This window comes from Streptomyces sp. NPDC058464, from assembly GCF_042721035.1.
In the GTDB taxonomy this organism is placed as follows: domain Bacteria; phylum Actinomycetota; class Actinomycetes; order Streptomycetales; family Streptomycetaceae; genus Streptomyces.
In genome coordinates this window covers 40,893-64,788 of record NZ_JBHXMA010000013.1, presented here as the reverse complement: position 1 = coordinate 64,788, position 23,896 = coordinate 40,893, and the positions used below count along the sequence as shown (strand labels likewise).

21 protein-coding genes are annotated in these 23,896 nt (G+C 72.8%); 11 read left to right on the top strand and 10 right to left on the bottom strand.

What is annotated here, in order from left to right:
- The first annotated feature begins 29 nt into the window (after positions 1–29).
- The 3 genes from ACFWPQ_RS18985 (at position 30) to ACFWPQ_RS18975 (ending at position 3,072) form a co-directional block, all read left to right on the top strand.
- Positions 30–1,160 carry an acyl-CoA dehydrogenase gene (locus ACFWPQ_RS18985; RefSeq protein ID WP_384035564.1) on the top strand — a complete coding sequence of 377 codons (1,131 nt, stop codon included), beginning with the start codon at positions 30–32 and terminating at the stop codon, positions 1,158–1,160.
- 6 nt (positions 1,161–1,166) lie between these two features.
- Positions 1,167–2,042: an acyl-CoA dehydrogenase family protein gene (locus ACFWPQ_RS18980; protein ID WP_384035561.1), complete on the top strand. Its 876-nt coding sequence runs from the start codon at positions 1,167–1,169 to the stop codon at positions 2,040–2,042.
- Positions 2,043–2,595: 553 nt separating this feature from the next.
- Complete coding sequence (locus ACFWPQ_RS18975) at positions 2,596–3,072, top strand: ATP-binding protein (RefSeq protein ID WP_384035919.1); 477 nt, start codon at positions 2,596–2,598, stop codon at positions 3,070–3,072.
- A 337-nt stretch (positions 3,073–3,409) separates the two neighbouring features.
- On the opposite strand, the gene ACFWPQ_RS18970 is transcribed toward ACFWPQ_RS18975, so the two are convergent.
- Positions 3,410–4,345, bottom strand: coding sequence for a cyclase family protein (locus ACFWPQ_RS18970; RefSeq protein WP_384035558.1), 936 nt, complete (start codon positions 4,343–4,345; stop codon positions 3,410–3,412).
- A gap of 86 nt (positions 4,346–4,431) precedes the next feature.
- Here ACFWPQ_RS18970 and ACFWPQ_RS18965 point away from each other — a divergent pair, with 86 nt between their 5' ends.
- From ACFWPQ_RS18965 to ACFWPQ_RS18955, 3 genes are all read left to right on the top strand, one after another.
- Positions 4,432–5,346, top strand: coding sequence for an SDR family NAD(P)-dependent oxidoreductase (locus ACFWPQ_RS18965; RefSeq protein ID WP_384035556.1), 915 nt, complete (start codon positions 4,432–4,434; stop codon positions 5,344–5,346).
- A 349-nt stretch (positions 5,347–5,695) separates the two neighbouring features.
- Entirely contained in the window at positions 5,696–6,850 is a 1,155-nt protein-coding gene (locus ACFWPQ_RS18960; protein ID WP_384035553.1) for an acyl-CoA dehydrogenase family protein, read from the top strand.
- Positions 6,850–7,899: a Zn-dependent alcohol dehydrogenase gene (locus ACFWPQ_RS18955; RefSeq protein WP_384035917.1), complete on the top strand. Its 1,050-nt coding sequence runs from the start codon at positions 6,850–6,852 to the stop codon at positions 7,897–7,899. The genes ACFWPQ_RS18960 and ACFWPQ_RS18955 overlap by 1 nt, the downstream gene beginning before the upstream one ends.
- Here ACFWPQ_RS18955 and ACFWPQ_RS18950 read toward each other — a convergent pair.
- Positions 7,896–8,903, bottom strand: coding sequence for a GlxA family transcriptional regulator (locus ACFWPQ_RS18950; protein ID WP_384035550.1), 1,008 nt, complete (start codon positions 8,901–8,903; stop codon positions 7,896–7,898). The genes ACFWPQ_RS18955 and ACFWPQ_RS18950 overlap by 4 nt on opposite strands.
- Before the next feature lie 71 nt (positions 8,904–8,974).
- Here ACFWPQ_RS18950 and ACFWPQ_RS18945 point away from each other — a divergent pair, with 71 nt between their 5' ends.
- Positions 8,975–10,315 (top strand): MFS transporter, encoded by a 1,341-nt coding sequence (locus tag ACFWPQ_RS18945; RefSeq protein WP_384035546.1) that lies wholly within the window; start codon positions 8,975–8,977, stop codon positions 10,313–10,315.
- A gap of 13 nt (positions 10,316–10,328) precedes the next feature.
- Here ACFWPQ_RS18945 and ACFWPQ_RS18940 read toward each other — a convergent pair whose 3' ends face one another.
- The 6 genes from ACFWPQ_RS18940 to ACFWPQ_RS18915 form a co-directional block, all read right to left on the bottom strand.
- Complete coding sequence (locus ACFWPQ_RS18940) at positions 10,329–10,937, bottom strand: flavin reductase family protein (protein WP_384035543.1); 609 nt, start codon at positions 10,935–10,937, stop codon at positions 10,329–10,331.
- Between the two features lie 82 nt (positions 10,938–11,019).
- On the bottom strand, positions 11,020–11,829 hold the full coding sequence (locus ACFWPQ_RS18935) for an enoyl-CoA hydratase/isomerase family protein (RefSeq protein WP_384035540.1): 810 nt from the start codon (positions 11,827–11,829) through the stop codon (positions 11,020–11,022).
- Positions 11,829–14,057, bottom strand: coding sequence for an acetate--CoA ligase family protein (locus ACFWPQ_RS18930; protein WP_384035538.1), 2,229 nt, complete (start codon positions 14,055–14,057; stop codon positions 11,829–11,831). The genes ACFWPQ_RS18935 and ACFWPQ_RS18930 overlap by 1 nt, the downstream gene beginning before the upstream one ends.
- Before the next feature lie 141 nt (positions 14,058–14,198).
- Positions 14,199–15,722 (bottom strand): flavin monoamine oxidase family protein, encoded by a 1,524-nt coding sequence (locus ACFWPQ_RS18925; protein ID WP_384035535.1) that lies wholly within the window; start codon positions 15,720–15,722, stop codon positions 14,199–14,201.
- A gap of 160 nt (positions 15,723–15,882) precedes the next feature.
- Positions 15,883–17,040 carry a flavin-containing monooxygenase gene (locus ACFWPQ_RS18920; RefSeq protein ID WP_384035532.1) on the bottom strand — a complete coding sequence of 386 codons (1,158 nt, stop codon included), beginning with the start codon at positions 17,038–17,040 and terminating at the stop codon, positions 15,883–15,885.
- 386 nt (positions 17,041–17,426) lie between these two features.
- A complete protein-coding gene (locus ACFWPQ_RS18915) occupies positions 17,427–19,031 on the bottom strand; it encodes a subtype B tannase (RefSeq protein ID WP_384035914.1) in 1,605 nt (534 codons plus the stop codon).
- A 215-nt stretch (positions 19,032–19,246) separates the two neighbouring features.
- On the opposite strand from ACFWPQ_RS18915, the gene ACFWPQ_RS18910 reads away from it, so the two are divergent.
- The 3 genes from ACFWPQ_RS18910 (at position 19,247) to ACFWPQ_RS18900 (ending at position 21,510) form a co-directional block, all read left to right on the top strand.
- Positions 19,247–19,678: a Zn-ribbon domain-containing OB-fold protein gene (locus ACFWPQ_RS18910; protein WP_384035529.1), complete on the top strand. Its 432-nt coding sequence runs from the start codon at positions 19,247–19,249 to the stop codon at positions 19,676–19,678.
- A gap of 227 nt (positions 19,679–19,905) precedes the next feature.
- Positions 19,906–20,505, top strand: coding sequence for a GNAT family N-acetyltransferase (locus tag ACFWPQ_RS18905; protein ID WP_384035526.1), 600 nt, complete (start codon positions 19,906–19,908; stop codon positions 20,503–20,505).
- Positions 20,506–20,625: 120 nt separating this feature from the next.
- Complete coding sequence (locus ACFWPQ_RS18900) at positions 20,626–21,510, top strand: GNAT family N-acetyltransferase (RefSeq protein ID WP_384035523.1); 885 nt, start codon at positions 20,626–20,628, stop codon at positions 21,508–21,510.
- A 10-nt stretch (positions 21,511–21,520) separates the two neighbouring features.
- Here the strand turns inward: ACFWPQ_RS18900 and ACFWPQ_RS18895 are convergent, their stop codons facing one another.
- Positions 21,521–22,192, bottom strand: a complete 672-nt coding sequence (locus tag ACFWPQ_RS18895) for a pyridoxal 5'-phosphate synthase (RefSeq protein WP_384035521.1) — start codon at positions 22,190–22,192, stop codon at positions 21,521–21,523.
- A gap of 141 nt (positions 22,193–22,333) precedes the next feature.
- Here ACFWPQ_RS18895 and ACFWPQ_RS18890 point away from each other — a divergent pair, with 141 nt between their 5' ends.
- Positions 22,334–22,810 (top strand): hypothetical protein, encoded by a 477-nt coding sequence (locus ACFWPQ_RS18890; RefSeq protein WP_384035518.1) that lies wholly within the window; start codon positions 22,334–22,336, stop codon positions 22,808–22,810.
- 31 nt (positions 22,811–22,841) lie between these two features.
- Here ACFWPQ_RS18890 and ACFWPQ_RS18885 read toward each other — a convergent pair whose 3' ends face one another.
- Entirely contained in the window at positions 22,842–23,843 is a 1,002-nt protein-coding gene (locus tag ACFWPQ_RS18885; protein ID WP_384035515.1) for an expansin EXLX1 family cellulose-binding protein, read from the bottom strand.
- Positions 23,844–23,896: the final 53 nt, after the last annotated feature.

Below are 23,896 nucleotides of genomic sequence, written 5' to 3'. Positions count from 1 at the left end.
AACCATCAGCTCCGTGGGGGTGGCTGTCGGTGGACCTGTCGTACACGCCCGAGGAGGAGGACTTCCGGGCGCGGCTGCGGGAGTGGCTCGCCAAGGCGCTGCCCGGCCTCCCGCCGAAGCCGAGGCCCGAGGACTGGCCGGGCCGCCGCGCCTACGACCTCGGCTGGCAGCGCGCGCTGTACGACGCCGGGTACGCCGACGTCCACTGGGACGCCTCCCCGACCACCCGGCTGATCTTTCTTGAGGAGACCGAGAAGGCCGGCGCGCCCTACGTGGGCGCCAACTTCGTCGGCCTGCTGCACGCGGGCCCCACCATCGCCGCCGAGGGCACCGAGGAGCAGCGGGCCCGCTGGCTGGCGCCGATCCTGCGCGGCGACGAGGTGTGGTGCCAGGGCTTCAGCGAGCCGGACGCCGGCTCCGACCTGGCCGCGCTGCGCACGCGCGCGTGGCGCGACGGCGACGACTACGTGGTGACCGGCTCCAAGATCTGGACCTCGCACGCGGAGGTCGCCGACTGGTGCGAGCTGCTGGTGCGCACGGACCCGGAGGCGCCCAGGCACCGGGGCATCACCTGGCTGGCTATGCCCATGGACGCCCCGGGCATCACCGTACGGCCGCTGCGCACGCTCGCCGGGTCCCACGAGTTCGCCGAGGTCTTCCTCGACGAGGTGCGGGTGCCGGTGGCCAACCGGGTCGGCGCCGAGCACGACGGCTGGCGCGTCACCATGGTGACCCTCTCCTTCGAACGCGGCACCGCCTTCGTCGGCGAGGTGGTCGCCTGCCGTCGGGTGCTCGGCGACCTCGCGCGCGTGGCGCACGGGAACGGCACCTGGGACGACCCGGGGCTGCGCCGCCGCCTCGGCCGACTGAACGCCGAGTTCCGGGCGCTGTGGCGGCTCACCCAGTGGAACGTCAGCGAGGCGGAGGGCCGGGGTGTGCCCGGCGTCGGGGGCTCGGTCTTCAAGCTGCGCTACTCGCACGCCCGCCAGGAGCTGTACGACGCGGCGGCCGACGTGCTCGGCCCCGACGCCCTCGACCTCGACCGGCCCTGGGTCCTCGACCGGCTCTCCTCCCTCTCGTACACCATCGCGGCCGGGACCTCGCAGATCCAGCGGAACATCGTGGCCGAGCGGATCCTCGGGCTGCCGAAGGGGCGGTGAGCGGACGTGCGCTTTCGACTGACCCGTGACCAGGAGGCGTTGCGAGCGGGCATGCGGGAGCTGCTCGGGCGCCGGTTCGACGGCGCGGTGCTGCGGGCGGCGGCGGCCGGCGCGCCGGGCTGCCTCGACCGGGGCCTGTGGCGGGAGCTGGGCGCCGCCGGGTTCTTCGCGCTGCGGCTGCCCGAGGCCGACGGCGGCGTCGGGCTCGGCCTGCCCGAGGCCGTGCTGGTGTTCGAGGAGGCGGGGCGGGCGCTGCTGCCCGGCCCGCTGGTGGCCACCCACCTCGCGGCGGCCGACGTGCCCGGCGCGGCCACCGGGGAGACCGTGGTGGCCCGGGTGGACGGCGGCCTGGTGGAGTGGCTGGCCGAGGCCGACGCGGTGACCGGGGATGCCTCGGGGGCCGTACCGGTGCGCTCGGTGGACCCGTTGACGCCCCTGCACCGGGTCCCGGGGCCGGTCTCCGCGCCGCCCGACCCGGTCGCCGTGCTCCTCACCGCGGCCGAGCAGCTCGGCACGGCCACGCGCGCGTGCGAGCTGGCCGTGCAACACGCACGCACGCGCGTGCAGTTCGGTCAGCCGATCGGGGCGTTCCAGGCGGTCAAGCATCTGTGCGCCGACATGCTGGTGCGCACCGAGACGGCGCGGGCGGCCGTCTACGCGGCCGCCGTGACCTCCGACCCCGCGGACCTCGCGGCGGCCCGGCTGCTGGCCGACGAGGCCGCCGTGCGCGGCGCCCGGGACTGCCTCCAGGTGCACGGCGGGATGGGCTTCACCTGGGAGTCGGAGGTGCATCTGCATCTGAAACGGACATGGGTACGGGCGCAGCGTGGCGGATCGAATACGGAGAGTGAGGATATGCTTGCCGCGGAGCTGCTCGGCTGAGCGTCCGAAACGCCCCTGGCCTGCGGAATCATGGGTTCGGGCGGTCGAGATGTCGCGGATTGTGGCATACCGGAATCACGGAGCGTTGATACCGGGTTGTGTCCAACGCGTGACTCGTCACGGCCTGGAGTCGGCTGCCCCCTCCGGTACCTTCTGTGGGATGCGAGTGGTTCCGAGGACGAGCCATGCCGGCGGAGCCGTCGAAGCGGCCCCGCCACTCATGGTGCGCACCGCCGCTCGCAGGGCGGTAAGGGCTTGTGCCCCCGCCTGTTCGACTCCCCGCCGCGAGCGTCGCACAGTATGCCGGAGGCGTACTCCTTCGCGCTGGAATATGCCCGAAGCGCTTGTTGGGGTGACTGTACGTCAACCATGCTGTCTCGTAAGGGAATCACGTTCCGTGACCCTTGCTCTGGCCGTTGTTCTGGCCATGCAGAAAATGGCTACGATCGTGGCCCTCGCCGTCCTTGTCGTCGCGGCCCCCGTCGCGGCGCCTGCTCGGCGCGGGTTCATGTGTCCGCCGGTTCGGATGGTGTGAGCGGTGCAGGTGCTTCAAGTGCAGCTGGAGATCCGGCCCGACCCCGCGGAGGTGGGGCGGGCCAGAAGGTGGGCCCGCTCGCGCCTCGCCGGGTCCGGTATAGCGGCGGACGAGCCGCTGGCCGAGACGCTGATCCTGCTCGTCTCCGAGCTGGTCACCAACGCCGTGGTGCACACCGGCTGTCCGGCCGTGCTGCGGCTCTCGCTGCCGGGCGTGGAGCGCAGAGGCGCCGACGAGTCGGTCACCGTACGGCTGGAGGTCGCCGACGCCAGCGACCGCGCGCCCGTGCCGCGGTGTGCCGACGGCGACGCGACCGGCGGTCGCGGCCTCGCTCTCGTCGACGGGCTCGCCGACCGCTGGGGCTGGAGCCCCGAAGGCGGCGGCAAGCGCATCTGGTGCGAACTCGACCGGTGTTCGCAGCCCCAGCAGGGCGCGGCGGTGGCGTACGGGGGCGGCCTCGCCTCGTACGAAGGGCTGGCCTTCGAGGCCGTGTGATCCCGCCGTGCGGCCATGCGCCGGGGGTTGCATCCGTGCGCGCCCATGATGAACCGGGGCATAAGCCGTAAAGCCCCGCGCGGGTGTTGACGCCTTGTGACCGTTTGCTCACGCTTGAGGTCTGCGATTCGCCGCGAGGGGACGGCGAGGGTCTTGATGGCGGACGCCCTCGTCGAGTGTGGGTCGAGTCGGACGGCGGCGCGCGGGACCGGGCTCGGGGCGGGCCGGTGCGCGTGGTCGTCCGGATGCAGGGGGAATGGGGGAGGGCCGGTGTCACGCCGCCTCGGCGTGACACCGGCTTCCGGCGAGGCGCCGCTCACTTCCGGCGAGGTGCCGCTCAGAGGATGGCCACGGGGGCGACCGGGGTGCCCGTCGCGCCGACGAACGGCTCGGGCATCGCCGACAGCAGGAACGCGTACCGGCCGCTTTGTCCACAGGCTGTGGACAACTCTTCGAGATTCCAGTTCTGGCCCTGCAGCATCCCCATCTCGACCAGGTCCAGGGCGTGCACGGGCAGCCACAGGTCCTCGATCTCCGGCGGGAAGATCTCGAACGTGAGGGTGTCGTTCGCGACCGCGGCCACGTCCCGCGCGTGGAACCACTCCGGGGTGTGCACCGAGAGACCCGGCGACGGGTAGCCGTACCCGTGCTTGTCCCCGGCCAGGTACACCTGCACCTGCCCGGTCCGTACGAGGACGATGTCGCCGCCGCGGACGGTCGTCCCGGCGAACTCCTCGGCCGCGTCCAGGTCTTCCGGGGTGACCGCGTGCCCGCCCGCCAGCCGGTCGACGCCCCGCGCCCGCGCCACGTCCAGCAGCACCCCGCGCGAGACGATGTGCCGCGCCTTGTCGATCCCGCCGAACTCGGCACCCCCGTGCGCGGTCACCGTGCCCGCCGGGCGGCCGTTGTAGAGCCTCCCCGAGTGCGAGACATGGGTGAGCGCGTCCCAGTGGGTGCCGGCCTGCAGCCCCATGGTCACGGCGTCGTCGCTGCATGCGACGGTCCCCGGGCCGAAGAGCTCCTGGTTGATCTGCACCATGGTGTGCAGGGGGTTGACCCGCCCGGGGATCATCCCGGTCTGCACGCCGTCCTCCCGGAGCGGCAGGGCGAGCGGCACGCGCCGCCCGCTCCGGACGGTCGCCGCCGCCTCCCGCACCACTTCGTCGGTGATCAGGTTCAACGTGCCGATCTCGTCGTCGGCCCCCCAGCGGCCCCAGTTGTTGACGCGCTTGGCGATGTCGTGGAACGCGGGATGAAGCGTCGGCAGTGACATCTCGGTCCTCCCCGGGGCTTGTGTCCGCACATCAGACGCGCCATAAAATCTAACGGTCCGTCAGAAACCGCGGGAAGGGGCCGGGCGTGGGGAACTTCTTGGCAGGCAAGGTCGTCGCCGTGACGGGTGCCGGGCGCGGTATCGGACGGGCGGTGGCGCTGGCGGCGGCGGCCGAGGGGGCGAAGGTCGTCGTCAACGACTACGGCGTCGCCGTCGACGGCGCCTCGCCCACGAGCGAGGTCGCCGAGGCCGTCGTCAAGGAGATCGAGGCGGCGGGCGGGGACGCGGTCGCCGTCGCCGACGACATCTCCACGATGGCGGGCGGGCAGCGGGTCGTGGACGTCGCGCTGTCGTCGTACGGCCGGCTCGACGGGGTCGTGTGCGTGGCGGGGATCCTGCGCGAGCGGATGCTGTTCAACATGGCCGAGGAGGAGTGGGACCCGGTGGTCGCCACTCATCTGAAGGGCACGTTCACGGTGTTCCGGGCGGCGTCGGCGGTGATGCGCAAGCAGCGCGCCGGCACGCTGATCGGCTTCACCAGCGGCAACCACCAGGGCTCGGTCTCGCAGGCCAACTACAGCGCGGCCAAGGGCGGGATCATCTCGCTGGTGCGGAGCGCTGCGCTCGGCCTCCACAAGTACGGGGTGACCGCCAACGCGGTGGCGCCGGTGGCCCGGACCCGGATGTCGGCGGGTGTGCCGACGGAGCTGACGGAGATCGGCGAGCCGGAGGACGTGGCCGCGTTCGTCGTCTACCTGCTGTCGGACGCGGCGCGGGACGCCGGGGTCACCGGGCAGGTCTACACGGTGGCCGGGCCGAAGATCGCGGTGTGGGCCCAGCCGAGGGAGTTGCGGGCCGCGTACGCCGAAGGGGGTGCGTGGACGCCGGAGCGGATCGCGGAGGCGCTGCCGGGGAGTGTGGGGACGGATCCCATGCCGATGCTCGCGCGGCTGGCGGCGATGGAGGCGGCCGCGCGGGACGGAAGCCGGCCGAACGCCTAGTGGGCAGGGGGTGCGGTACATGCGCGGGTGCGGCGCCGTCGTGGTTGTTCGCGCAGTTCCCCGCGCCCCTGAGGGGGTGCGGTCCGTGCGCGGGTGCGGCGCCGTCGTGGTTGTTCGCGCAGTTCCCCGCGCCCCTGAGGGGGTGCGGTCCGTGCGCGGGTGCGGCGCCGTCGTGGCTGTTCGCGCAGTTCCCCGCGCCCCCGGGGGTTGTCCGCGTCGGCGTTCGCAGGCTCCGTCCGTCTGGTCATCAGGTCACGCACCCTGTCGGCCCCTTTCCTCTCTCCGCCACGACGGCGGTGACCGGCGGTTTTCGTACGGCCCCAACCCCGACGCATCTCTGGAGGTCACCGTGGATTTCGGCGCAGTGCCGGAGGACGAGGTGTTTCGCAGCGAAGTCCGGACCTGGCTCGGTGCGCACGCCAGAGGCGGTGTGGACCGGCGCAGTTGGGAACGCGCGCTCGGGGCCGCCGGGTGGATCGGGATCGGGTGGGCGGAGGGCGGGTACGGGAACCGGACCGCCACGCTCACCCAGCAGGTCGCCTGGGCCGAGGAGTACGCGCGGTCGGCGGCACCGCCGCGGTCCGGGCACATCGGGGAGAACCTGCTCGCCCCGACGCTCATCGCGCACGGCAGCAGTGAGCAGAAGGCGCGCTTCCTGCCGGCCGTCGCCGCCGGGGAGGAGCTCTGGTGCCAGGGGTACAGCGAGCCCGGCGCGGGGTCCGATCTGGCCGGCGTGCGGACCGTGGCCGTGCGGGAGGGGGACGGCTACCGCGTCTCCGGGCAGAAGATCTGGACGTCGCTCGCCCACGAGGCCGACTGGTGTTTCGTGCTGGCGCGGACCGAGCCGGGCTCACGACGGCATCACGGGCTGAGCTTCCTGCTCGTGCCCATGGACCAGCCGGGCCGTGTCGAGGTCCGCCCCATCCGGCAGATGACCGGCACCAGCGAGTTCAACGAGGTCTTCTTCGACGGGGCGCACGCCCGCGTGGAGCACGTCGTGGGCGGTGCGGGCAACGGGTGGCGGGTGGCCATGAGCCTGCTCGGGTTCGAGCGCGGGGTGTCCACGCTCGCCCAGCAGATCGGGTTCGCCGAGGAGCTGGGGCAGGTGGTGCGGGATGCCGTACGGAGTGGGGCCGCCGACGATCCCGTCGTACGGGAGCGGCTGGTGCGGCAGTGGGCCGAGTTGCGGGTGATGCGGTGGAACGCCCTGCGGACGCTGGGGAACTCGGCCGCGGAGCCCGGCGCGCCCAGTGTGGCCAAGCTGCTGTGGGGCGGCTGGCACCAGCGGCTCGGAGAGCTCGCCGTGCTGGTGCGGGGCGCGGCCGCGAGCGTCGGCCCGGCCGGCTGGTCGGCCGCCGCACCGTACGAACTGGACACCGCCCAGCACCTGTTCCTCTTCTCCCGGGCCGACACCATCTACGGCGGCTCGGACCAGGTGCAGCGCACGATCATCGCCGAGCGGGTGCTCGGTCTGCCGAGGGAACCGAAGGGGGTCGAGTCGTGATGCGTGGGGTCGTGTTCGACGGGAAACAGGTGCAGGTCGTCGATGATCTGGACGTGCGGGAGCCGGGGCCGGGGGAGGTGCTGGTCGCGGTGTCGGCGGCCGGGCTGTGTCACAGCGATCTGTCGGTGGTGGACGGGACCATACCCTTCCCCGTTCCCGTGGTGCTCGGGCATGAAGGTGCGGGTGTGGTGGAGGCGGTCGGTGTGGGGGTCACCCATGTGGCACCGGGAGACCATGTCGCGTTGTCCACGCTCGCCAACTGCGGTGCCTGCGCCGACTGCGACCGGGGGCGGCCCACCATGTGCCGCAAGGCCATAGGGCGGCCGCAGAAGCCGTTCATGCGCGGTGGGCAGGCCGTGTACCAGTTCGCGTGCAACTCGGCCTTCGCGGAACGGACGGTCGTCAGGGCCGTGCAGGCGGTACGGATCCCGAAGGACATCCCGCTGACGTCCGCCGCGCTGATCGGGTGCGGGGTGCTGACCGGTGTGGGCGCCGTACTGAACCGGGCCCGCGTCGACCGCGGTGACACCGTGCTGGTCATCGGCACCGGCGGGATCGGGCTGAACGTCATCCAGGGGGCGCGGATCGCGGGCGCGCTGCGGATCGTGGCCGTGGACGCCAACCCGGCCAAGGAGGAGGTCGCCCGGCAGTTCGGTGCGACGGACTTCCTGACCTCGACGGAGGGCGTGAAGGACCTGCTGCCGACCGGGGTGGACCACGCCTTCGAGTGCGTCGGCCGGGTCGAACTGGTCCGGCAGGCCGTCGACCTCCTGGACCGGCACGGCCAGGCGGTCCTCCTCGGCATGCCCGCCGCCACCGCCGAGGCGTCCTTCGTCGTCGCCGCCATGTTCCTCGACAAGTCCATCCTGGGGTGCCGGTACGGCTCCTCACGCCCGCAGCACGACATCGCCCTCTACGCCGAGCTGTACCGCCAAGGGAGCCTGCTGCTGGACGAGCTGGTGACCGAGACGTACCCCGTGGAGGACTTCGAGAAGGCGCGGGCGGACGCGGAGGCGGGGCGGGTGGCCCGGGGGGTGCTCACCTTCTAGACCTTCTGGGGAGCGCCGGTGCCGGTGCGGAAGGTCCGGCGATAGGCGGTCGGGGTGACGCCGAGCGCCGCCTGCAGGTGCTGGCGCATCGACTGGGCGGTGCCGAAGCCGGCGTCCCGGGCCACCTGGTCGACGGAGAGGTCGGTGGACTCCAGGAGGTGGCGGGCGCGTTCGACGCGCTGCTGGGTGAGCCACTGGCCGGGGCTGACGCCGGTCTCCTCGCGGAAACGGCGCGTGAAGGTCCGTACCGACATGGCCTCCTGCTCGGCCATGTCCCGCAGCTGGACGGGCTCGTGGAGGCGGCCCAGGGCCCAGGCGCGGGCCGCGGTGGTGGTGGCGACCTGGGGGTCGGGGACCGGGCGGTGGATGTACTGGGCCTGGCCGCCGTCCCGGTGCGGGGGGACGACCGTACGGCGGGCCACCTCGTTGGCGACGGCCGTGCCGTGGTCGCGGCGGACCATGTGCAGGCACAGGTCGATGCCGGCGGCCACCCCGGCGGAGGTGAGGATGTCGCCGTCGTCGATGAAGAGGACGTCCGGGTCCACCCGCAACTGCGGGAACAGGCGCTGGAGATGGTCCGCCTCGGCCCAGTGCGTGGTCGCCGGGCGGCCGTCCAGGTAGCCGGCGGCGGCCAGGACGTAGACGCCCGTGCAGATGGAGGCGAGCCGGGTGCCGGGGCGGATGTGGGCGAGGGCGGCGGCCAGCTCGGGGGTCAGGACGCCCTGCTCGAAGACCGGGCCCAGCTCGTACGAGGCCGGGATGATCACGGTGTCGGCGGTGGCCAGCGTCTCCGGGCCGTTGGGCACGTGGATCGCGAAGTCGGCGTCGGTCTCGACCGGCCCGGGCGGGCGGACCGAGCAGGTCACGACCTCGTAGAGATGGCGGCCCCGGTGGTCCTTGGGGCGGCCGAAGATGCGGTGCGGGATGCCCAGCTCGAAGGGGAGCAGGCCGTCCAGGGCGAGGACGACGACGCGGTGCGGGCGGAAGCCGGGGTCACTGCTCATGGCCCGATCCTAGCGAATGCTGTCCTCCGGGCCACTCGATGGAGGGAGGCGGTTGGCCGGATATTTATGGCGTGACCCAGACAAGCGAAGCCGCAGCCGCCCCCGCCGAGGACGAGACGGGCTCGAAGGACGAGACGGGCTCGAAGCCGACCCGCTCGCCGCGCATCCACCGTGCCTGGTTCGTCGCCGCCGTCACCTTCGTCACGATCATCGGCGCGGCCGCCTTCCGCTCCCTGCCCGGCCTGCTCATCGACCCCCTGCACGCGGAGTTCGGCTGGTCGCGCGGCACGATCGGCGCGGCCGTCTCCGTCAACCTCGCGCTGTACGGGCTCACCGCGCCCTTCGCGGCCGCCCTTATGGACCGCTTCGGCATACGGCGGGTGGTGGCCGTCGCCCTGACCGTCATCGCGCTCGGCTCGGGCCTGACCGTGTGGATGACGGCGGCCTGGCAGCTGATGCTCTGCTGGGGCCTGCTGGTCGGGCTCGGGTCCGGCTCGATGGCCCTCGCCTTCGCCGCCACGGTCACCAACCGCTGGTTCACCACCCGGCGCGGCCTGGTCAGCGGCATCCTCACCGCCGCCTCCGCCTCGGGCCAGCTGATCTTCCTCCCCCTGCTCTCCTGGATGGTGGAGACCTACGACTGGCGCCCGGCCGCCGTCACCGTCGCCCTCGCCGCCCTCGCGGTCGTCCCCTTCGTCTGGCTGCTGCTGCGCGACCACCCGGCCGACGTGGGCCAGAAGCCGTACGGCGCCACCGAGTTCGTACCGAAGCCGGCACCGGTCACCGGGGCCGCCCGCCGTACCCTCTCGGTCCTGTCCTCCGCCGTCCGCACCGGGCCGTTCTGGCTGCTCGCCGGCACCTTCGCGATCTGCGGGGCCTCCACCAACGGCCTGGTCCAGACCCACTTCGTGCCGGCCGCCCACGACCACGGGCTGCCGGTCACCACGGCGGCCTCGCTGCTGGCGGTCATCGGCGTCTTCGACGTCGTCGGCACGATCGCCTCCGGCTGGTTCACCGACCGCTTCGAACCGCGCCGCCTGCTCGCCGTCTACTACGCCCTGCGCGGCATCTCGTTGCTGTTCCTGCCGATGCTCCTTGGCCCGTCGGTCCACCCCTCGATGATCTTCTTCATCATCTTCTACGGCCTCGACTGGGTCGCCACCGTCCCGCCCACCCTGGCCCTGTGCCGGGAGCGGTACGGCGACGACAGCGCCATCGTCTTCGGCTGGGTCCTCGCCTCCCACCAGGTCGGCGCGGCTCTCGTCGCCTACCTCGGCGGCGTCGCCCGTGACGTCTTCGGCACCTACGACATGGTCTGGTACGCCTCCGGCACCCTGTGCGCGGCGGCGGCCCTGATGGCCCTGCTGATCCGGCGACGGCCGGTGACCGCGGTGCCCGCCCTGGCCGTCTAGGGTCGAACAGGCCCTAGGGGCCCAGCGTGCCGAACCGCCCCCGGTGGAACAGCAACGGTCCGCCGGGGGTCTCGCCCGTGCCCAGTGCGGTCACCCGGCCGACCACGATCAGGTGGTCGCCGCCCGTGTGCACCGCGTGGACCGTGCAGTCGATCCAGGCGGCGGCGCCCGCCAGCCGGGGGGAGCCGGAGGCCGGGGCCGCGTCGTGCGGGACGCCGGCGAACTTGTCCGCGCCGCTCACCGCGAAGGCGCGGCACAGCTCGCCCTGGCCCGCGCCGAGGACGTTGACGCAGAAGACGCCGGCGCGGGCGATCCGCGGCCAGGTGGCCGACGTACGGCCGACCATGAAGCAGACCAGGGGCGGGTCGAGGGAGAGGGAGGAGAAGGACTGGCAGGCGAAACCGGCGGGGGAGGACTCGCCCTCGGCGGCCGGTGCGGTGATCACGGTGACCCCGGTCGCGAAGGAGCCGAGCACGCGCCGGAACTCCGTCGGGTCGACCGGCACCCGCTCGTCCGCGCGCACGCACCGCAACTCCGGGCGCGGCAGCGCCTCCACGGGCCCCGCCGCGGGGACCGACCTCAGATAGCGGACGGCGGCCGCGGCCGCCCCTGCGTGTCCCATCACCCCTTCATTGAAAGTGACGGGGCGTCAGATGGGAAGGGGTGGGGGCCCGGTATCGACGTCATCGGTCCTGGGATTCCTCTTATCGGCCCTGGAAACCGGGGCTTCTGCGCTCCACGAAGGCCCGTACGCCCTCCTGGGCGTCCCGGGTCGTCATGTTGATCTCCTGGGCGGCCGCCTCGGCGGCGAAGGCAGCCGCCCGGTCGGTGTCCAGGGACGCGTTGACCAGCTGCTTGGTGAGGGCGAGGGCACGGGTGGGGCCGGCGGCCAGGCGGGCGGCCCAGTCGCGGGCCGTCTTGGGCAGGTCCGCGTCCGGGACGACCCGGTTGACCAGGCCGAGGCGTTCGGCCTCCGGTGCGGAGAGGGCGTCGCCGAAGAACATCAGCTCCTTCGCGCGGTGCGGGCCGATCAGGCGGGGGAGCAGGTAGGCGCCGCCGCCGTCGGGGACCAGGCCGCGCCGGACGAACACCTCGATGAACCGGGCCGATTCGGCGGCCAGGACCAGGTCGCAGGCGAGCGCGAGGTGGACGCCGAGACCGGCGGCGGTGCCGTTGACCGCCGCGATCACCGGCTTCTCGCAGTCGAGGACGGCGGCGACCAGGCGTTGGGCGCCGAGGCGGATGGTGCGGGCCACGTCACCCGGCACCCGCTCGGCCGTGGCGCCGTCGGCGCCGTCGGCCGTACCGCTGCCGCCGCGCAGGTCGGCGCCCGCGCAGAAGCCGCGGCCGGTGCCCGTGATGACCACCGCGCCGACCCCCGGGTCCGCGGAGGCCTCGCCGAGGAGGTGGATGACGTGGTCGCGCTGGTCGGGGGTGAGGGCGTTGAGGGCGTCGGGGCGGTCGAGGGTGAGGTGGGCGACCCGCTCCGCCGTCACGTACCGGACGGTGTCCATCAGCGGCACACCGCCAGCGCGTCCAGCGCCACCGCGCCCTGGCCCTGCTCCAGCACCATCAGCGGGTTGATGTCGAGTTCGGCGAGCTGGCCGCCGAGTTCCAGGGCCATCCGCTCCACGCGCAGGATCACTTCGACGAGCGCGTCCAGGTCGGCCGGCGGGCGGCCCCGGACCCCGTCCAGCAGGGCCCGCCCGCGCAGTTCGGCGAGCATGTCCCGGGCCTGGTCCTCGCCGAACGGCGGCACGCGTACGGCGGTGTCCCGAAGGACCTCGACCAGGACGCCGCCGAGCCCCACGGTCACCGTCGGGCCGAAGAGGTCGTCGTGGGTGACGCCGACGACCATCTCCACGCCCCACTCCACCATCTGGCAGACGAGTACGCCGTCCAGGGCGACCCCCTCGTAACGCGCGATGTCGGTCAGCTCGCGGTACGCGTCCCGGACCTGGCTGGCCGAGGTCAGGCCGATCTTCACCAGGCCCAGCTCCGTCTTGTGGGCGATCTGGCCGCCGGACGCCTTCATCACCACCGGGTAGCCGACCAGCCCGGCCGCGCGCACGGCCGCCGCCGCGCTGGTCACCAGCTGCTCGCGCGGCACCCGGATGCCGTACGCCCGCAGCAGCTGCTTCGCCGCGTGCTCGCTCAGCTGCTGTCCCGGCCGCATCAGCGCGAGCGCCTTGCGGTAGGAGGGCGAGGGGGTGCGCGGGGCCTCGTCGAAGGGGGAGCGGTAGGTGCTCACGAAGCGGTGGTGGTCGAGGTAGGCGCGGACCGCGGTGAGGCAGTTGCCGACCGTGCGGAAGGTGGCCACCCGGGAGGAGCCGAGCAGGACCTCGCGGTAGGCGGCCTCGGTGCCGACCGGCGAGCCCCACACCACGCACACCAGCTTGTCGGTCGCCTCGGCCGCGTCCACCAGGTCCTGGACGAGCTTGTCGCTGAGCGGCGGGAAGGGGCCGGTGATCGGGCAGATCAGCACCCCGACCTCCGGATCGGCCAGGATCGAGTCGATGATCTTCCGGCCGCGCCAGTCGCCCACCGGGTGCCCGCCGTTGTCTACCGGGTTGGCCACGCTCAGGTACTCCGGTATCCACTGGTGCAGCTCGGCCTGCCGGGCCTCCGACAGCACCGGCAGCCGCAGCCCCAGGCCGGCGGCCAGGTCGGCGGCGTGCGCGCCGGTGCCGCCCGAGATCGAGTAGACGACCACCCCGTCGGCGCGCGGCGCCCGCGCCCGGGCCAGCAGGGCGGCGGTGTCCTGGAGTTCGTCGAGGCCGTCGACGCGGATCACCCCGTACTGCCGCAGCGCCGCGTCCACCACGTCGTCCGCGCCGGTCAGCTTGCCGGTGTGGGAGGCGGCGGTGCGGGCGCCGGCCTCGGTGCGGCCGACCTTCACGGCGACCACCGGCACCCCGCGGCGGGCCGCGCGGTCGGCGGCCAGCAGGAAGGCGCGGCCGTCCTTGAGGCCCTCGACGTAGCAGGCGATGGCGCCGACCTCGGGCCGCTCGGCGAAGTAGGAGATGAAGTCGGCGGTCTCCAGGTCGGCCTCGTTGCCGGTCGGCGCCCAGTGCGAGAGCCGGATGCCGAGTTCCTGCGCGGCGAAGACCGGCCTCCCCTGGTGGCCGGACTGGGTGATCAGCGCGATCGCCGGGCCGTCCAGGTCGTCGCGGAAGCGTTCGAAGGCGTTCAGGTTGGTGTTCGGGCCGAGCAGCCGGAGCCCGGACCGCCGTACGGCCGCCGCGAGCCGGGTCTGGGCCGCCGCGCCCTCCTCGCCGGTCTCCGCGAATCCGGAGGCGAAGGCGACCGCGAACTTCACCTTGGCCTCGGCCAGTTCCTCGATCACCGGCAACGGGTCGGCGACCAGCAGGACGGCGAGGTCGACCTGCTCGGGCAGGTCGGCGATGGAGGGCACGCAGGCGATGCCGAACACCGACGGCCGGGTCGGATGCACCGGGTGCACCCGGGCCCCGACCCGCCCGGCCCAGTCGAGCAGCTGCCGGGTGATGCCGGTGTTGGGCCGCCCCTCGGCGTCCGAGGCGCCGATCACGGCGACGGACTCGGGGCGGAAGAACCTGTCCAGATCCGGTACGTCCGCATACAGCGGCCGTCCGCTGACGTCCAGCTCCTCCGTGTCGGCCGCGCGGCCGTGGACGGCCGGCCCGGGACGCTGCTCACCGCAGGCGATGACCCGGGCCCGGCGGGAGTCGGTGGTGAGGGTGCCGTGGGTTGATCCAAGCATCGTTCCGCCCGCTCCTGTGTGGACAGCACAATTAACTGACGCAGTGTCAGATTACTGAACTGACACTGCGTCAGGAACTGGTCTGCACGCAAAGTTGAGCGCCGAAACAGCTCTTCTTCTCAGCCGAGGGCGGCGAGCACCTCACCCGAGGGCGGCCAGCACCTCCTTCGCCACCCGTTCGCCCGACCGCACCGCCCCGTCCATGAACCCGGTCCAGAACGTCGACGTCTCCGTACCGGCCCAGTGGATGCCGCCCGCCGGCGCGCGCAGCGCGGCCCCGTACCCGGTCAGCACCCCGGGCGGCGCGAAGGCCACCGGGCCGCCCCGCGAGAAGCCCTCATTGTCCCAGCGCTGCAGCACGAAGGAGGTGGGCGATTTGGCCTTGTCGCCGAAGTAGTTGACGTAGTCGGCCAGGACGGCCGTCTTCACGTCGGCCTCGCTCGCCGCGTCGTACGCCCGCATCTCGTCGGCCTCGATGAAGCCCATCAGGGCGCCGTAGGAGCCGTCCGGCGGGGAGTTGTCGAAGGTCGAGCGGACCACGCCGGAGTCGCTGACCGCCTGGCCGTTGAGGCCGTCGGCCCGCCAGAACGGGGTGTCGTAGACGGCGATGGCCTTGCCGATCGAGCCCATCGGCATCCGCTGGGTGAGCTGGTCGCGGGCGGCCGGCAGGAGCGGGTCGTAGGTGATGCGGGCGGCCAGTGGGGGCGGCAGGGCGACGACCACCCGGGTGGCGTTGACCGTGATGCCGTCGGCCGTGACGACGTACGTGCTCCCGGACTTGACGACGGAGCGCACCGGCGCGCTCAGCACCACCCGGTCGCCGAGGGTCGCGGCGAGCTTGATCGGGACCTGCTGGGAGCCGCCGACGAAGCGGGACTCCTGGGCGCCGCCCGCGGTGTCGGTGAGGCGTTCCAGGGTGCCGGCGTGGGACTCGTCGCCGGCCGCGGCGATGTAGTAGAGGACGTAGAGCAGGGAGAGTTCGCGGGGCTGGGCCGAGAAGATCGACGTGCAGGCCAGGTCCAGCAGGAACTTGGCGGACGGGATGACCGCGTTGGCGTTCAGCCAGCTCTCGAAGGTCTGCTTGTCCCACTCGGCGGCCTTGGCGGCCGTCCAGGGTGCGTCCACCGGGACCTGCGCGGCCATGCTGTCCAGCTCCGACTGCACGATCGCCGCGTTGGCGAGGCCGGCCGCGTCCACCGGCGGGACCGAGCCGAGCAGGCCGCTGGTGTCGTACGGGGTGCGCTTGCCGTCCTTGTAGAGGAGGTTGTTCCCCGTGTTGTAGGTGGTGAAGGTGGCCACGCCCAGGGAGTCGGCGAGCGCCTTGATGCGGTTCTGGGTGGGGCCGATGAACTCGCCGCCGCCCTCGGTGAAACCCCCGTTGGCCAGCTTCAGGTTCACCACCCGGCCGCCGACCCGGTCCCGGGCCTCCAGGACGGCGACGGTCCTGCCGCCGGCCACCAGGTCGCGGGCCGCGGTGAGCCCGGCGATGCCGCCGCCGACGATCGCGACGTCGACGGTCCGGGAACTCGCCGCGGCGGCCGTGCCGGCGGTGACCGCGGTGAGGCCGACGGCCCCGGCGGCGGCCCCGCCGAGGAGGGAACGGCGGGAGAGCCGGGAGGAGGTCCCGGGGGAGGTCCGGGGGGTGAGCTGTCTTTCACGTGCCACGTGCGTCCTCCGTGCTGAGCGAGAGGGTGGAGCCGGAAAGTTGAGCAGGGCTCACATTCTGAACTCGCGCACGGGTGCAGGGCTACCGCCGGTAACAAACAACTGCCGTCGCATCGGTCACATGCGTAACAGAGTTTGTACGTAAGGAGGTTGAGGCTTTCTACGCCACCCGCCGACGCTTGGCGACCGCCCTCGCGATCTTCTCCGCGTCGATCGCCATCTCGCGGATGTTGCCGCTGATGGGGTTGGTGTAGCCGGTGAAGTAGAGGCCGGGGGCGTTCTTCGGGGTGCGGCCGCCGTGGGTGACGGGGCGGCCGCGGTCGTCGAGGACGTCGAGGTGGCCGACCAGGCCCTCCAGGGCGCGGACGTACCCGGTCGCGGCGATCACCGCGTCGGGGGAGATGCGGGTGCCGTCGGCGAGGAGGACCTTGCCGTCCTCGAATCCGTCGACCGCGGCCACGATCTCGACCTTCCCCTGCCGCACCGCGTCGATGAGGCCGACGTCCAGGATCGGGATCGCGCCCTCCTTCACCCGGCTGTAGAGACCGCTGACGGGGCGGGGCAGGCCGTGCGCGGCCAGATCGGGCACGCTGACCTTGGCCATCGTGCGGGCCAGCCGGTCCACGAGGGCCGTCGGCAGCCGTCGTACCAGGATGGAGTTGTACTGCGCGGCCCAGCCGGCGGCGGATCGGCGCACGATGTGCGGGACCGTGCGGACCGCCAGCCGCACCCGCCCGGCGCCGCCCTCGGTCAGGTCGACGGCGATCTCGGCGCCGGTGTTGCCGGGGCCGACGACGAGGACGTCGCGGCCGGCGAACGGCTCGGCGTTCCGGTACGCGCCGGCGTGCAGGAACTCGCCGCCGAAGCCGTCCCGGCCCGGCCAGTCCGGGATGCGCGGGGTGTGGTTGAAGCCGGTGGCGACCACCACCGCGGAACCGGTCAGCTCCCGCCCGCCGGAGGCGTGCAGCAGCCAGCCCTCGCCGTCGGGGGAGCGTTCCACCCGGGAGACCTCGACGCCGGTGACGATCTCCAGTTCGTGGTGCTCGGCGTACTTCTCCAGATAGCGCACCACGTCGGCGCGGGAGACCCAGCGGCCGAAGCGGCGCGGCATGGGCAGCCCGGGGAGCGCGGACAGGCGCCGGGTGGTGTGCAGGTGGAGACGGTCGTAGTGGCGGCGCCAGGACGCGCCGACGTCGTCGGACTTCTCCAGGATCACGGCACGGATGCCCCGGGCCCGCAGCGCGTACGCGACGGCGAGACCTCCGGGGCCGGCGCCGATGACGTAGACGGGCGTAACGGTGGGGGAGAACACGGCCATGAGCGGGAGCGTAATCACGCTTCACGTTGTTGGGTCTCGGTCAAGACCGGAATTGGTTGCGGATTGATCACACCCGTAGGGGAAGTGCGTGGGACTTGTGGCGTAGCTCACCTCATCTGCCGGGAAACCGGCCGGAAACCGGTACGGAAACCGGCTGGAAACCGGTACGGAAACCGGTCCGGAAAGCGAAAGGCCCGTGACGTCGGGCCCCGGTGCGCTGGGGCCCGACGTCACGGGTGGGCGGTGTCCTTAGACAGACGGGAAAAAGGACACCGCGTTCGGGGAGGCTATCGCGGCTTCGAGAGCCCCATCACGATTGTGAGAGCTTCTTACTCACGCGGGGACCTGTCGGTTCCGCGGGGGCCTGTTCGTTCCGCGGCAACCCCTCAATTCCGCTTGCCCTTCTTGCCCTTGCCATAGCTCGTCACCGTGGCGATCCAGGTGATGAAGTCACCCGGGTCGGTGTTGGCGCCATGGCCCTCGTCCCAGTAGTAGAGGTGGTTGACGTCGTCGCCGAGGTTGTCCAGGCGGGCCGCCAGGTTCGCGGAGATGACGTGCGAGGTGTCGGAGTCGCTGGTGCCGAGGCGGATCCACCAGTGCTTGGAGCGGCGGTCGTTGACCTTCTCCACCAGGTGGAACATCGGGTTCATCAGGTTCAGCTTCTCGGGGATGTCGGCGGCGACCCGCTTGGTGCTGAGTCCGGTGGAGTCATTCTTCGCGCCGTACGCCGTGAAGTGGCGGGTTTCGGTGGTACCCGCTCCGAATTCATTGTTCTCGCCGGCCGACAGGTCGAAGGCGTCGAAGGCCGGGGTGTCCTTCTTGCGGGCGCCGACGTGGGTGAGGAAGTCGTCCCAGGCGAAGGTGGCCCTGCCGCCGGACCAGGTGATGAAGGTGTTCTTCGCCAGGTACGTCTCGCGGTCCGAGTCGGAGAGCGCGGCGAGGTACTTGGTGGCCGACGGCTGGAGGTACTGCTCGACCAGGTAGTCGTCGTAGTTGCGGGCGGTCAGCGGGCCGAAGCCGTCCAGGCCGCGCAGCTTCAGGCCCGCCTGGTACTCGGCGAACTGGGCCTTGAGGTCCTTGGAGACGGACTGGTCGACCTGCTTGCCGGTGGAGAGGTCGTTGGTGCCCCAGTTCCACTCGTAGGCGCCGTCGGCGTGCTCCAGGTCGGTGATCGGGCACCAGGCGCCGACCGCGAAGATCGCGTCGGAGGCGTCGGCCGCGCCGAGCTCCTTGAGGTACTTGTCGTAGATCGGGCTGTCGCCGGACGCGCCGAGCAGCGAGGAGAGGGCGCCGCCCGCGCTGGTGCCTGCAGAAACGATTCGCTCGACATTGCCGGGGATCAAGCCCTTGTTCGCCCTGATGTACCGGACGGCGGCCTTGAGGTCGACGATCGCGGCGGGGGCGGTGCCGTAGTACTCGCCGTCGGAGTTCTTGAGGGTGCGGCCGCGGGCGCCGGGCTCGATCACGACGTACCCGGCGGCCAGCGCGAGCAACTGGTTGCTGGAGGTGGCGCCGCCGGTGGCGTTGGTGTTGCTGTTGGCGTTGGAGGTCGTGCCGGTGGAGGAGCTGGGCGCCGCGCCGCTCGGGGCCGCACCGCTCGGCGGGGTGCCGCCGCCCGCCGCGGAACCGCCGCCGCCGACCGCGGTGGCGTCGGCCACCGAGGAGGGCATGTAGCCGCCGATCGAGTTGGCGAGCAGGATCGGGGCGTTCGTCGGGTCGACCGCGGTGCCGTCGATCTCCACCGGGGCGCTGACGATCAGGGACTGGTAGGTGGCGTCCACCGGGTTGGCGACGTAGGTGATCGCCTTCCAGAAGTGGTATGTCACATTGTGCTCGGTGCCCTCGGTGTCCGTGACCGTCGTCGTCAGCTTCGAGTAGCCGTCCACGTCGAACTTCAGGGAATCCGAGGACGAGGAGGAGCTGCTCGACGCCTGCGCGCTGAGAGCGATACCGCCGACTGCCGCGACACCGGCCGTGGCGCCGATCCCCATGACCACGGTCCTGCGCTTCACTGCCCTGTGCTTCACCTTGCTGCTCCTCGTATCCGGGCTCCTTGGCCTTGCGGCTGCGAACGTAATCTCGGTCCGACAAAATCGTCAACAATTCGCCGGAATCTCATGGGGGACCCACAGGGCCATGGGAAATGCACAGGTTTTCCGCAACCGGCTCTAGGCTGCACTTCAGGTTCTGACGTAACGTCAGATTCATGGATGCGACGAATTCCGACGGGATACGCGCACAGTCCCCGCGCTACGACCGCCCCGAGCCGGACGCCTTCACCCGCCCCTACTGGGAGGCGGCGGCCGAGGGCCGGCTGCTGCTCCGCCGCTGCGGCTCCTGCGGCCGGGCCCACCACTACCCCCGGGAGTTCTGCCCGCACTGCTGGAGCGAGGACGTCACCTGGGAGCGGGCGACCGGCCGCGCGACGCTGTACACGTGGTCCGTCGTCCACCGCAACGACCTCCCGCCGTTCGGCGACCGCGTCCCGTACGTGGCCGCCGTGGTCGACCTCGCGGAGGGCCCGCGCATGATGACGGAACTGGTGACCGCGGACCCGGAGACCCTGCGCGCCGGACTGGAACTGGAGGTCGCCTTCCGGGAGGGGGCACCGGTGTTCCGCCCGGCGCCGGCGCACTGAGTCCGGCCGGGCGCCGCAGAGGAACCCCACCGGACGGCCGCCCGGTGCCGCACGGGAGCCCGCCGGACGGCTGTCCGGTGCCGCTGGGGAGTCTCCCTCCACGGCTGCCCGGTGCCGCTGGGGGAGTCTCCCTCCACGGCTGCCCGGCGCGCCTCCCTCGACCGCTGCCCGCCGGATACGCGGAGACCTGCTGGGTCCTCGCCCGGCGGGCACGTTTCAATGGCCGCATGGCCCTCACCGACGAACAGCCCGCCGCCCCCCGCCCCGACTCCGCCCCGCGCGGTCACGGTCTGCGGCTCGACCGCTGGGACCCGGACGCCGAGGCGCAGGTCGAGGCGTGGCTGCGGGCCCGTAGCGACCCGGAGTTCCGCCGCTGGAACACCCCGCTCACCGTGGTGACCGACCCCGCGGGAGCCCGCGACGTGCTGCGCAGGCAGGCGGCGGACGAGACGTGCGAGCCGTTCCGGATCACGGACGCGGAGAGCGGTACGACCCTCGGCCACGTCGGCATCAACATGATCGACCGGACGTTCCGGACGGCCCGGGTCGGTTACTGGGTCCTCCCTGAGGCACGGGGCCGCCGGGTGGCCACGCACGCCCTGGCCCTGGCGGCGGACCGGGCCTTCGCCGAACTGGGCCTCCACCGCCTGGAGCTGGGCCATGCCCTGGGCCACGACGCGTCCTGCCGCATAGCCCGGACCTGCGGTTTCGCGTACGAGGGCACCCTGCGCGGCGCGATGTTCGAGGCGGGCCGCAAGGACGCCTTCCGGGACGTACACCTGCACGCCCGCCTCGCGACGGACCCCGGAACCGCCCTGGGCGCCTAGACGCCTGGACGCCAGGACACCTGGATCGAATCCCAGGGGGCCACGTTCGATACGGCGCCATGCTGCCCCAGGCGCCCTAAATCGGGTGCCCGGCGGGGTGGTCGGGCGGGATCATCGACCATGGACCCCGAAACCCCGCCCGCCGCCTGGCACTTCACCCCCGACCTCGACGAATTCCTCACCCACGCACACGACTTCCTCCGCTCCCGCCCGGCCCTGCACACCGTCCAGCTCACCGTGACGGAGCAGCTCCGGCGGCGGGGCCCGCGGGCCTACGGCGACCAGCCCCCGTTCTTCGGATTCCTGGCCCGGAGCGACGGCGAGGTCGTCGCGGCGCTGTTCCACACGCCCCCGTACGCCCTCAACTCCACCCGCCTCACGGCCGCCGAGACCGAGGTGCTGGTCGACCGTCTCCTCGCGCACGGCCGTCCGGTGCCCGCGTTCTCCGCCGAGCGTGCCACGGCGGAGGCGTTCGTGGCGGAGTGGGAACGCCGGACGGGGGTGCCGGGCAAGCTGCACGAGCAGCAACGCCTCTACCGGCTGGCCGAGTTGACGCCCACTTCCCCGGCGCCGGAGGGGCGGGCGAGGGTGGCGGACGCGTCCGACCGGGACCTGCTGGTCCGCTGGTACGAGGGGTTCGTCGCGGATGCGGGCACGCGGGACGGCCGGGACGGCGGGGACTGGGCCGACTTCCGGCTCTCCTACGGCGGCGTCACCCTCTGGGAGACCCCCGACGGCACCCCCGTCTCCATGGCCGGGGTGACCCTGGCGGCCGGCGGCCAGGTCCGGGTCGCGCCCGTCTACACCCCGCGGGAACTGCGCGGCCGTGGCTACGCGGGCGCGGTGACGACCGAGGTGGGCCGGGCGGCGCTGGCCGCGGGCGCCGCCGAGGTGCTGCTCTTCACGGACCTGGCGAACCCGACGAGCAACGCGCTCTACCAGCGCATCGGTTACCGGCGGGTGGCCGACTGGGCGGTGTACGACCTCGCGGAGAGGGCGCTGTGAGGACGGCTGCTCACGGCCACAGCAGTTCCTTCCGCCACCCGTCGTCCGCCTCCGCGACGTACCGGAGCCGGACGTGCCGGCGGTCCGGGTCGCCCTGGAAGAACTCCGCCTCCTGCGGGCGCAGCCGGTAGAGGGTCCAGGTCGGGGAGGGGGCGGCCGGGTCGGCGCGGGCCCGTTCCCAGGCCGCCTCCGACTCCTCCCGCAGCTCCTCCAGCGAGGACAGGAGTCCGCTCTGGCGGCCGGTGAGCGCCGCCGCCAGGGCGCCCGTCGAGCGGGCGTGCAGGTCGGCCTGGCTCTCCCGGGCCGGAGCCGCCGTGACGGGGCCCCGGAGCCGGACCTGGCGGCCCAGCACCGGCCAGTAGAAGGCGAGGGCCGCGTACGGGCGGGCGCTCAGCTGATGCCCCTTGCGGCTGGTCACGTGGGACGCGAAGGACCAGCCGTGGGCGTCCGCGCCGTGCAGCATCACGATCCGTACGTCCGCCCGGCCCGCCTCGTCCGACGTGGCCAGCGACACGGTGTGCGGCTCCGGCTGCCCGGCCGCCACCGCCTCCGCGAACCACGTGGTGAACAGGGGGAGCGGGGCGTCGGGCGCCGCCTCCGGGTCGAACGGCCGTAGCTCCGTGGTCCCGGGGGACCAGACGCGGAGCGACTTCAGGAGCGCGTGAAGATCCGTTGCTGCCATGTGCCGAGTATCACTCGGTACCTCCCGCACCCGTGTCATCAGCGGCCTCGTGCGGCGCACGACCGGCCCCGCGGCCGAACACCGGGGCACAACCGAGCAAACCGCTGCGAACACCTGTGCCCCACCCCCACACTGTCCGGCATGAGGGGACCGAAGACCGTGAAAGTGGCTGTACGCCACGTAAGCGGTGATGCCGGACGGCGCAGGACACGGGCCGTCACCTGGGCCGCCCGCGACTTCCGGCTGGTCCGGCCGCCCGCGGGCCGGGACCGGGTCGAGCTGGAGTGCCCGGTCTGCGCGGCGTCCGTCCTCGCCGAGGTCGCCGACCACGCGCGCACCCGGCGGGTGCGGAACGTCTGGGCGGCCGTGTCGGCGGTCTCCCTCCTCGTCACCGTCGCCGCCGTCGGCTACGCCGTCCAGGAGGGCGGCAGGGCCCTGCCCGGGGGGCAGTCCCCGCCGGTCCTCCTCCCGGTCAGCGTGATCGTCGCCGTCGCCGGGCTCGTCATGGCGCCCACGGCGTGGGTGCGCGGCCGCCACCACATCGGCGTCGTCCTGCTCGACGGCCCCGCGCCGCGCCGCGGCCACCGGATCGTGCCGGTACGCCAGACGCTTCGCTGAGGGGCGCCGCGATGGAGCGGGGCGCCGACCGTCAGTGCCGGGCGAACTGCACCCCGGTCCGCTGCACCACGTCCGGGCGTACGGCGAGGGCCGGCACCGTGAGCTGCTCCCCGTAGATGTCGGTGAGGCGGATCTCGGCGCCGCAGCCGGTGCCCTGCTCGGAGAGGAAGTAGTTGTAGTCGGTGCGGGCCAGCGCCAGCCAGCCGCCGCTCGTGCGGACCTCCAGGCGGGCCAGCGGGTTGCGGTGGCCGATCGCCTGGATGCCGCACCAGTACTGGGTGGAACCGGTCTTGTAGCGGATCGACACCGTGTCGGAGGTGGCCGGGCTCAGCAGGCTCCAGGTGATCGTGATCCGGCCCGCGGAGAGGGGCGCGAGCTTCGCGAACGCCTGCCTGCTGAGGTCGAGTTGGCCGGCCGTGCAGGGCGCCGGGCACTCGTTGGTGATCCGTACGGTGATGGCCGCACCGCTCGCCGCGCGGACGGAGACGTACGCTCCGCAGGCCTTCGCCGTCTCGTAGTCGGCGGTGTTCATCGCCGCGGTCATCACGTCGGAGGTCGGGCCGTAGGAGCAGGCGCCGTCGCCGTTGCCGACGTCGTAGGAGGTGGCGACCCCCTGGTAGGTGGTGCCGGGGCGGATCCGGCCGGCCGCGGGGGCCGTGGTGGTGGCGGAGGAGGCCCGGGCCGCGCCGCTCGCCGTGCGCTTGGCCGGGGTGGCGGACGGGGTCGCCGACGCGGACGCCGACGGGGTGGTCCGCGTGCTCGCCGACGGCTTCGGTGACGCGGTCGACGGCTTCGGTGACGCCGGCGCGGCCGGGTCCGCCGTCGAGCCCGGTGCGGATGCGGACGCGGCCACCGCCCGGTCCTGTCCGGCGGCGCCGGCTGCGGAGCCGGGGCGGAAGGCCACGACCAGGGTCACGGCCAGGGCGACGACGGCCACGGCGGCCACCGCGACCAACGGGCCGCGCACCGGGCGCCATTCGAAGTCGCGGTCCGGCTTCGGCTGCTGGCGGCGGCGATGTGAGGAGGAGGCCACGGAGGGATCCTTACGCGATTCGGCGGTGCACGTCCTTCGAACATCGAAGCTTC

Excerpts from the sequence above, each read along its gene's own strand:
- ACFWPQ_RS18895 (WP_384035521.1), bottom strand. The coding sequence starts at position 22,192 with ATGGCAGCAACGGATCTTCACGCGCTCCTGAAGTCGCTCCGCGTCTGG.
- ACFWPQ_RS18890 (WP_384035518.1), top strand. The coding sequence starts at position 22,334 with ATGAGGGGACCGAAGACCGTGAAAGTGGCTGTACGCCACGTAAGCGGT.
- ACFWPQ_RS18970 (WP_384035558.1), bottom strand. The coding sequence starts at position 4,345 with ATGTCACTGCCGACGCTTCATCCCGCGTTCCACGACATCGCCAAGCGC.
- ACFWPQ_RS18920 (WP_384035532.1), bottom strand. The coding sequence starts at position 17,040 with ATGGCCGTGTTCTCCCCCACCGTTACGCCCGTCTACGTCATCGGCGCC.
- ACFWPQ_RS18950 (WP_384035550.1), bottom strand. The coding sequence starts at position 8,903 with ATGAGCAGTGACCCCGGCTTCCGCCCGCACCGCGTCGTCGTCCTCGCC.
- ACFWPQ_RS18910 (WP_384035529.1), top strand. The coding sequence starts at position 19,247 with ATGGATGCGACGAATTCCGACGGGATACGCGCACAGTCCCCGCGCTAC.
- ACFWPQ_RS18915 (WP_384035914.1), bottom strand. The coding sequence starts at position 19,031 with ATGGGGATCGGCGCCACGGCCGGTGTCGCGGCAGTCGGCGGTATCGCT.
- ACFWPQ_RS18930 (WP_384035538.1), bottom strand. The coding sequence starts at position 14,057 with ATGCTTGGATCAACCCACGGCACCCTCACCACCGACTCCCGCCGGGCC.
- ACFWPQ_RS18935 (WP_384035540.1), bottom strand. The coding sequence starts at position 11,829 with ATGGACACCGTCCGGTACGTGACGGCGGAGCGGGTCGCCCACCTCACC.
- ACFWPQ_RS18900 (WP_384035523.1), top strand. The coding sequence starts at position 20,626 with ATGGACCCCGAAACCCCGCCCGCCGCCTGGCACTTCACCCCCGACCTC.
- ACFWPQ_RS18955 (WP_384035917.1), top strand. The coding sequence starts at position 6,850 with ATGCGTGGGGTCGTGTTCGACGGGAAACAGGTGCAGGTCGTCGATGAT.
- ACFWPQ_RS18905 (WP_384035526.1), top strand. The coding sequence starts at position 19,906 with ATGGCCCTCACCGACGAACAGCCCGCCGCCCCCCGCCCCGACTCCGCC.
- ACFWPQ_RS18940 (WP_384035543.1), bottom strand. The coding sequence starts at position 10,937 with ATGGGACACGCAGGGGCGGCCGCGGCCGCCGTCCGCTATCTGAGGTCG.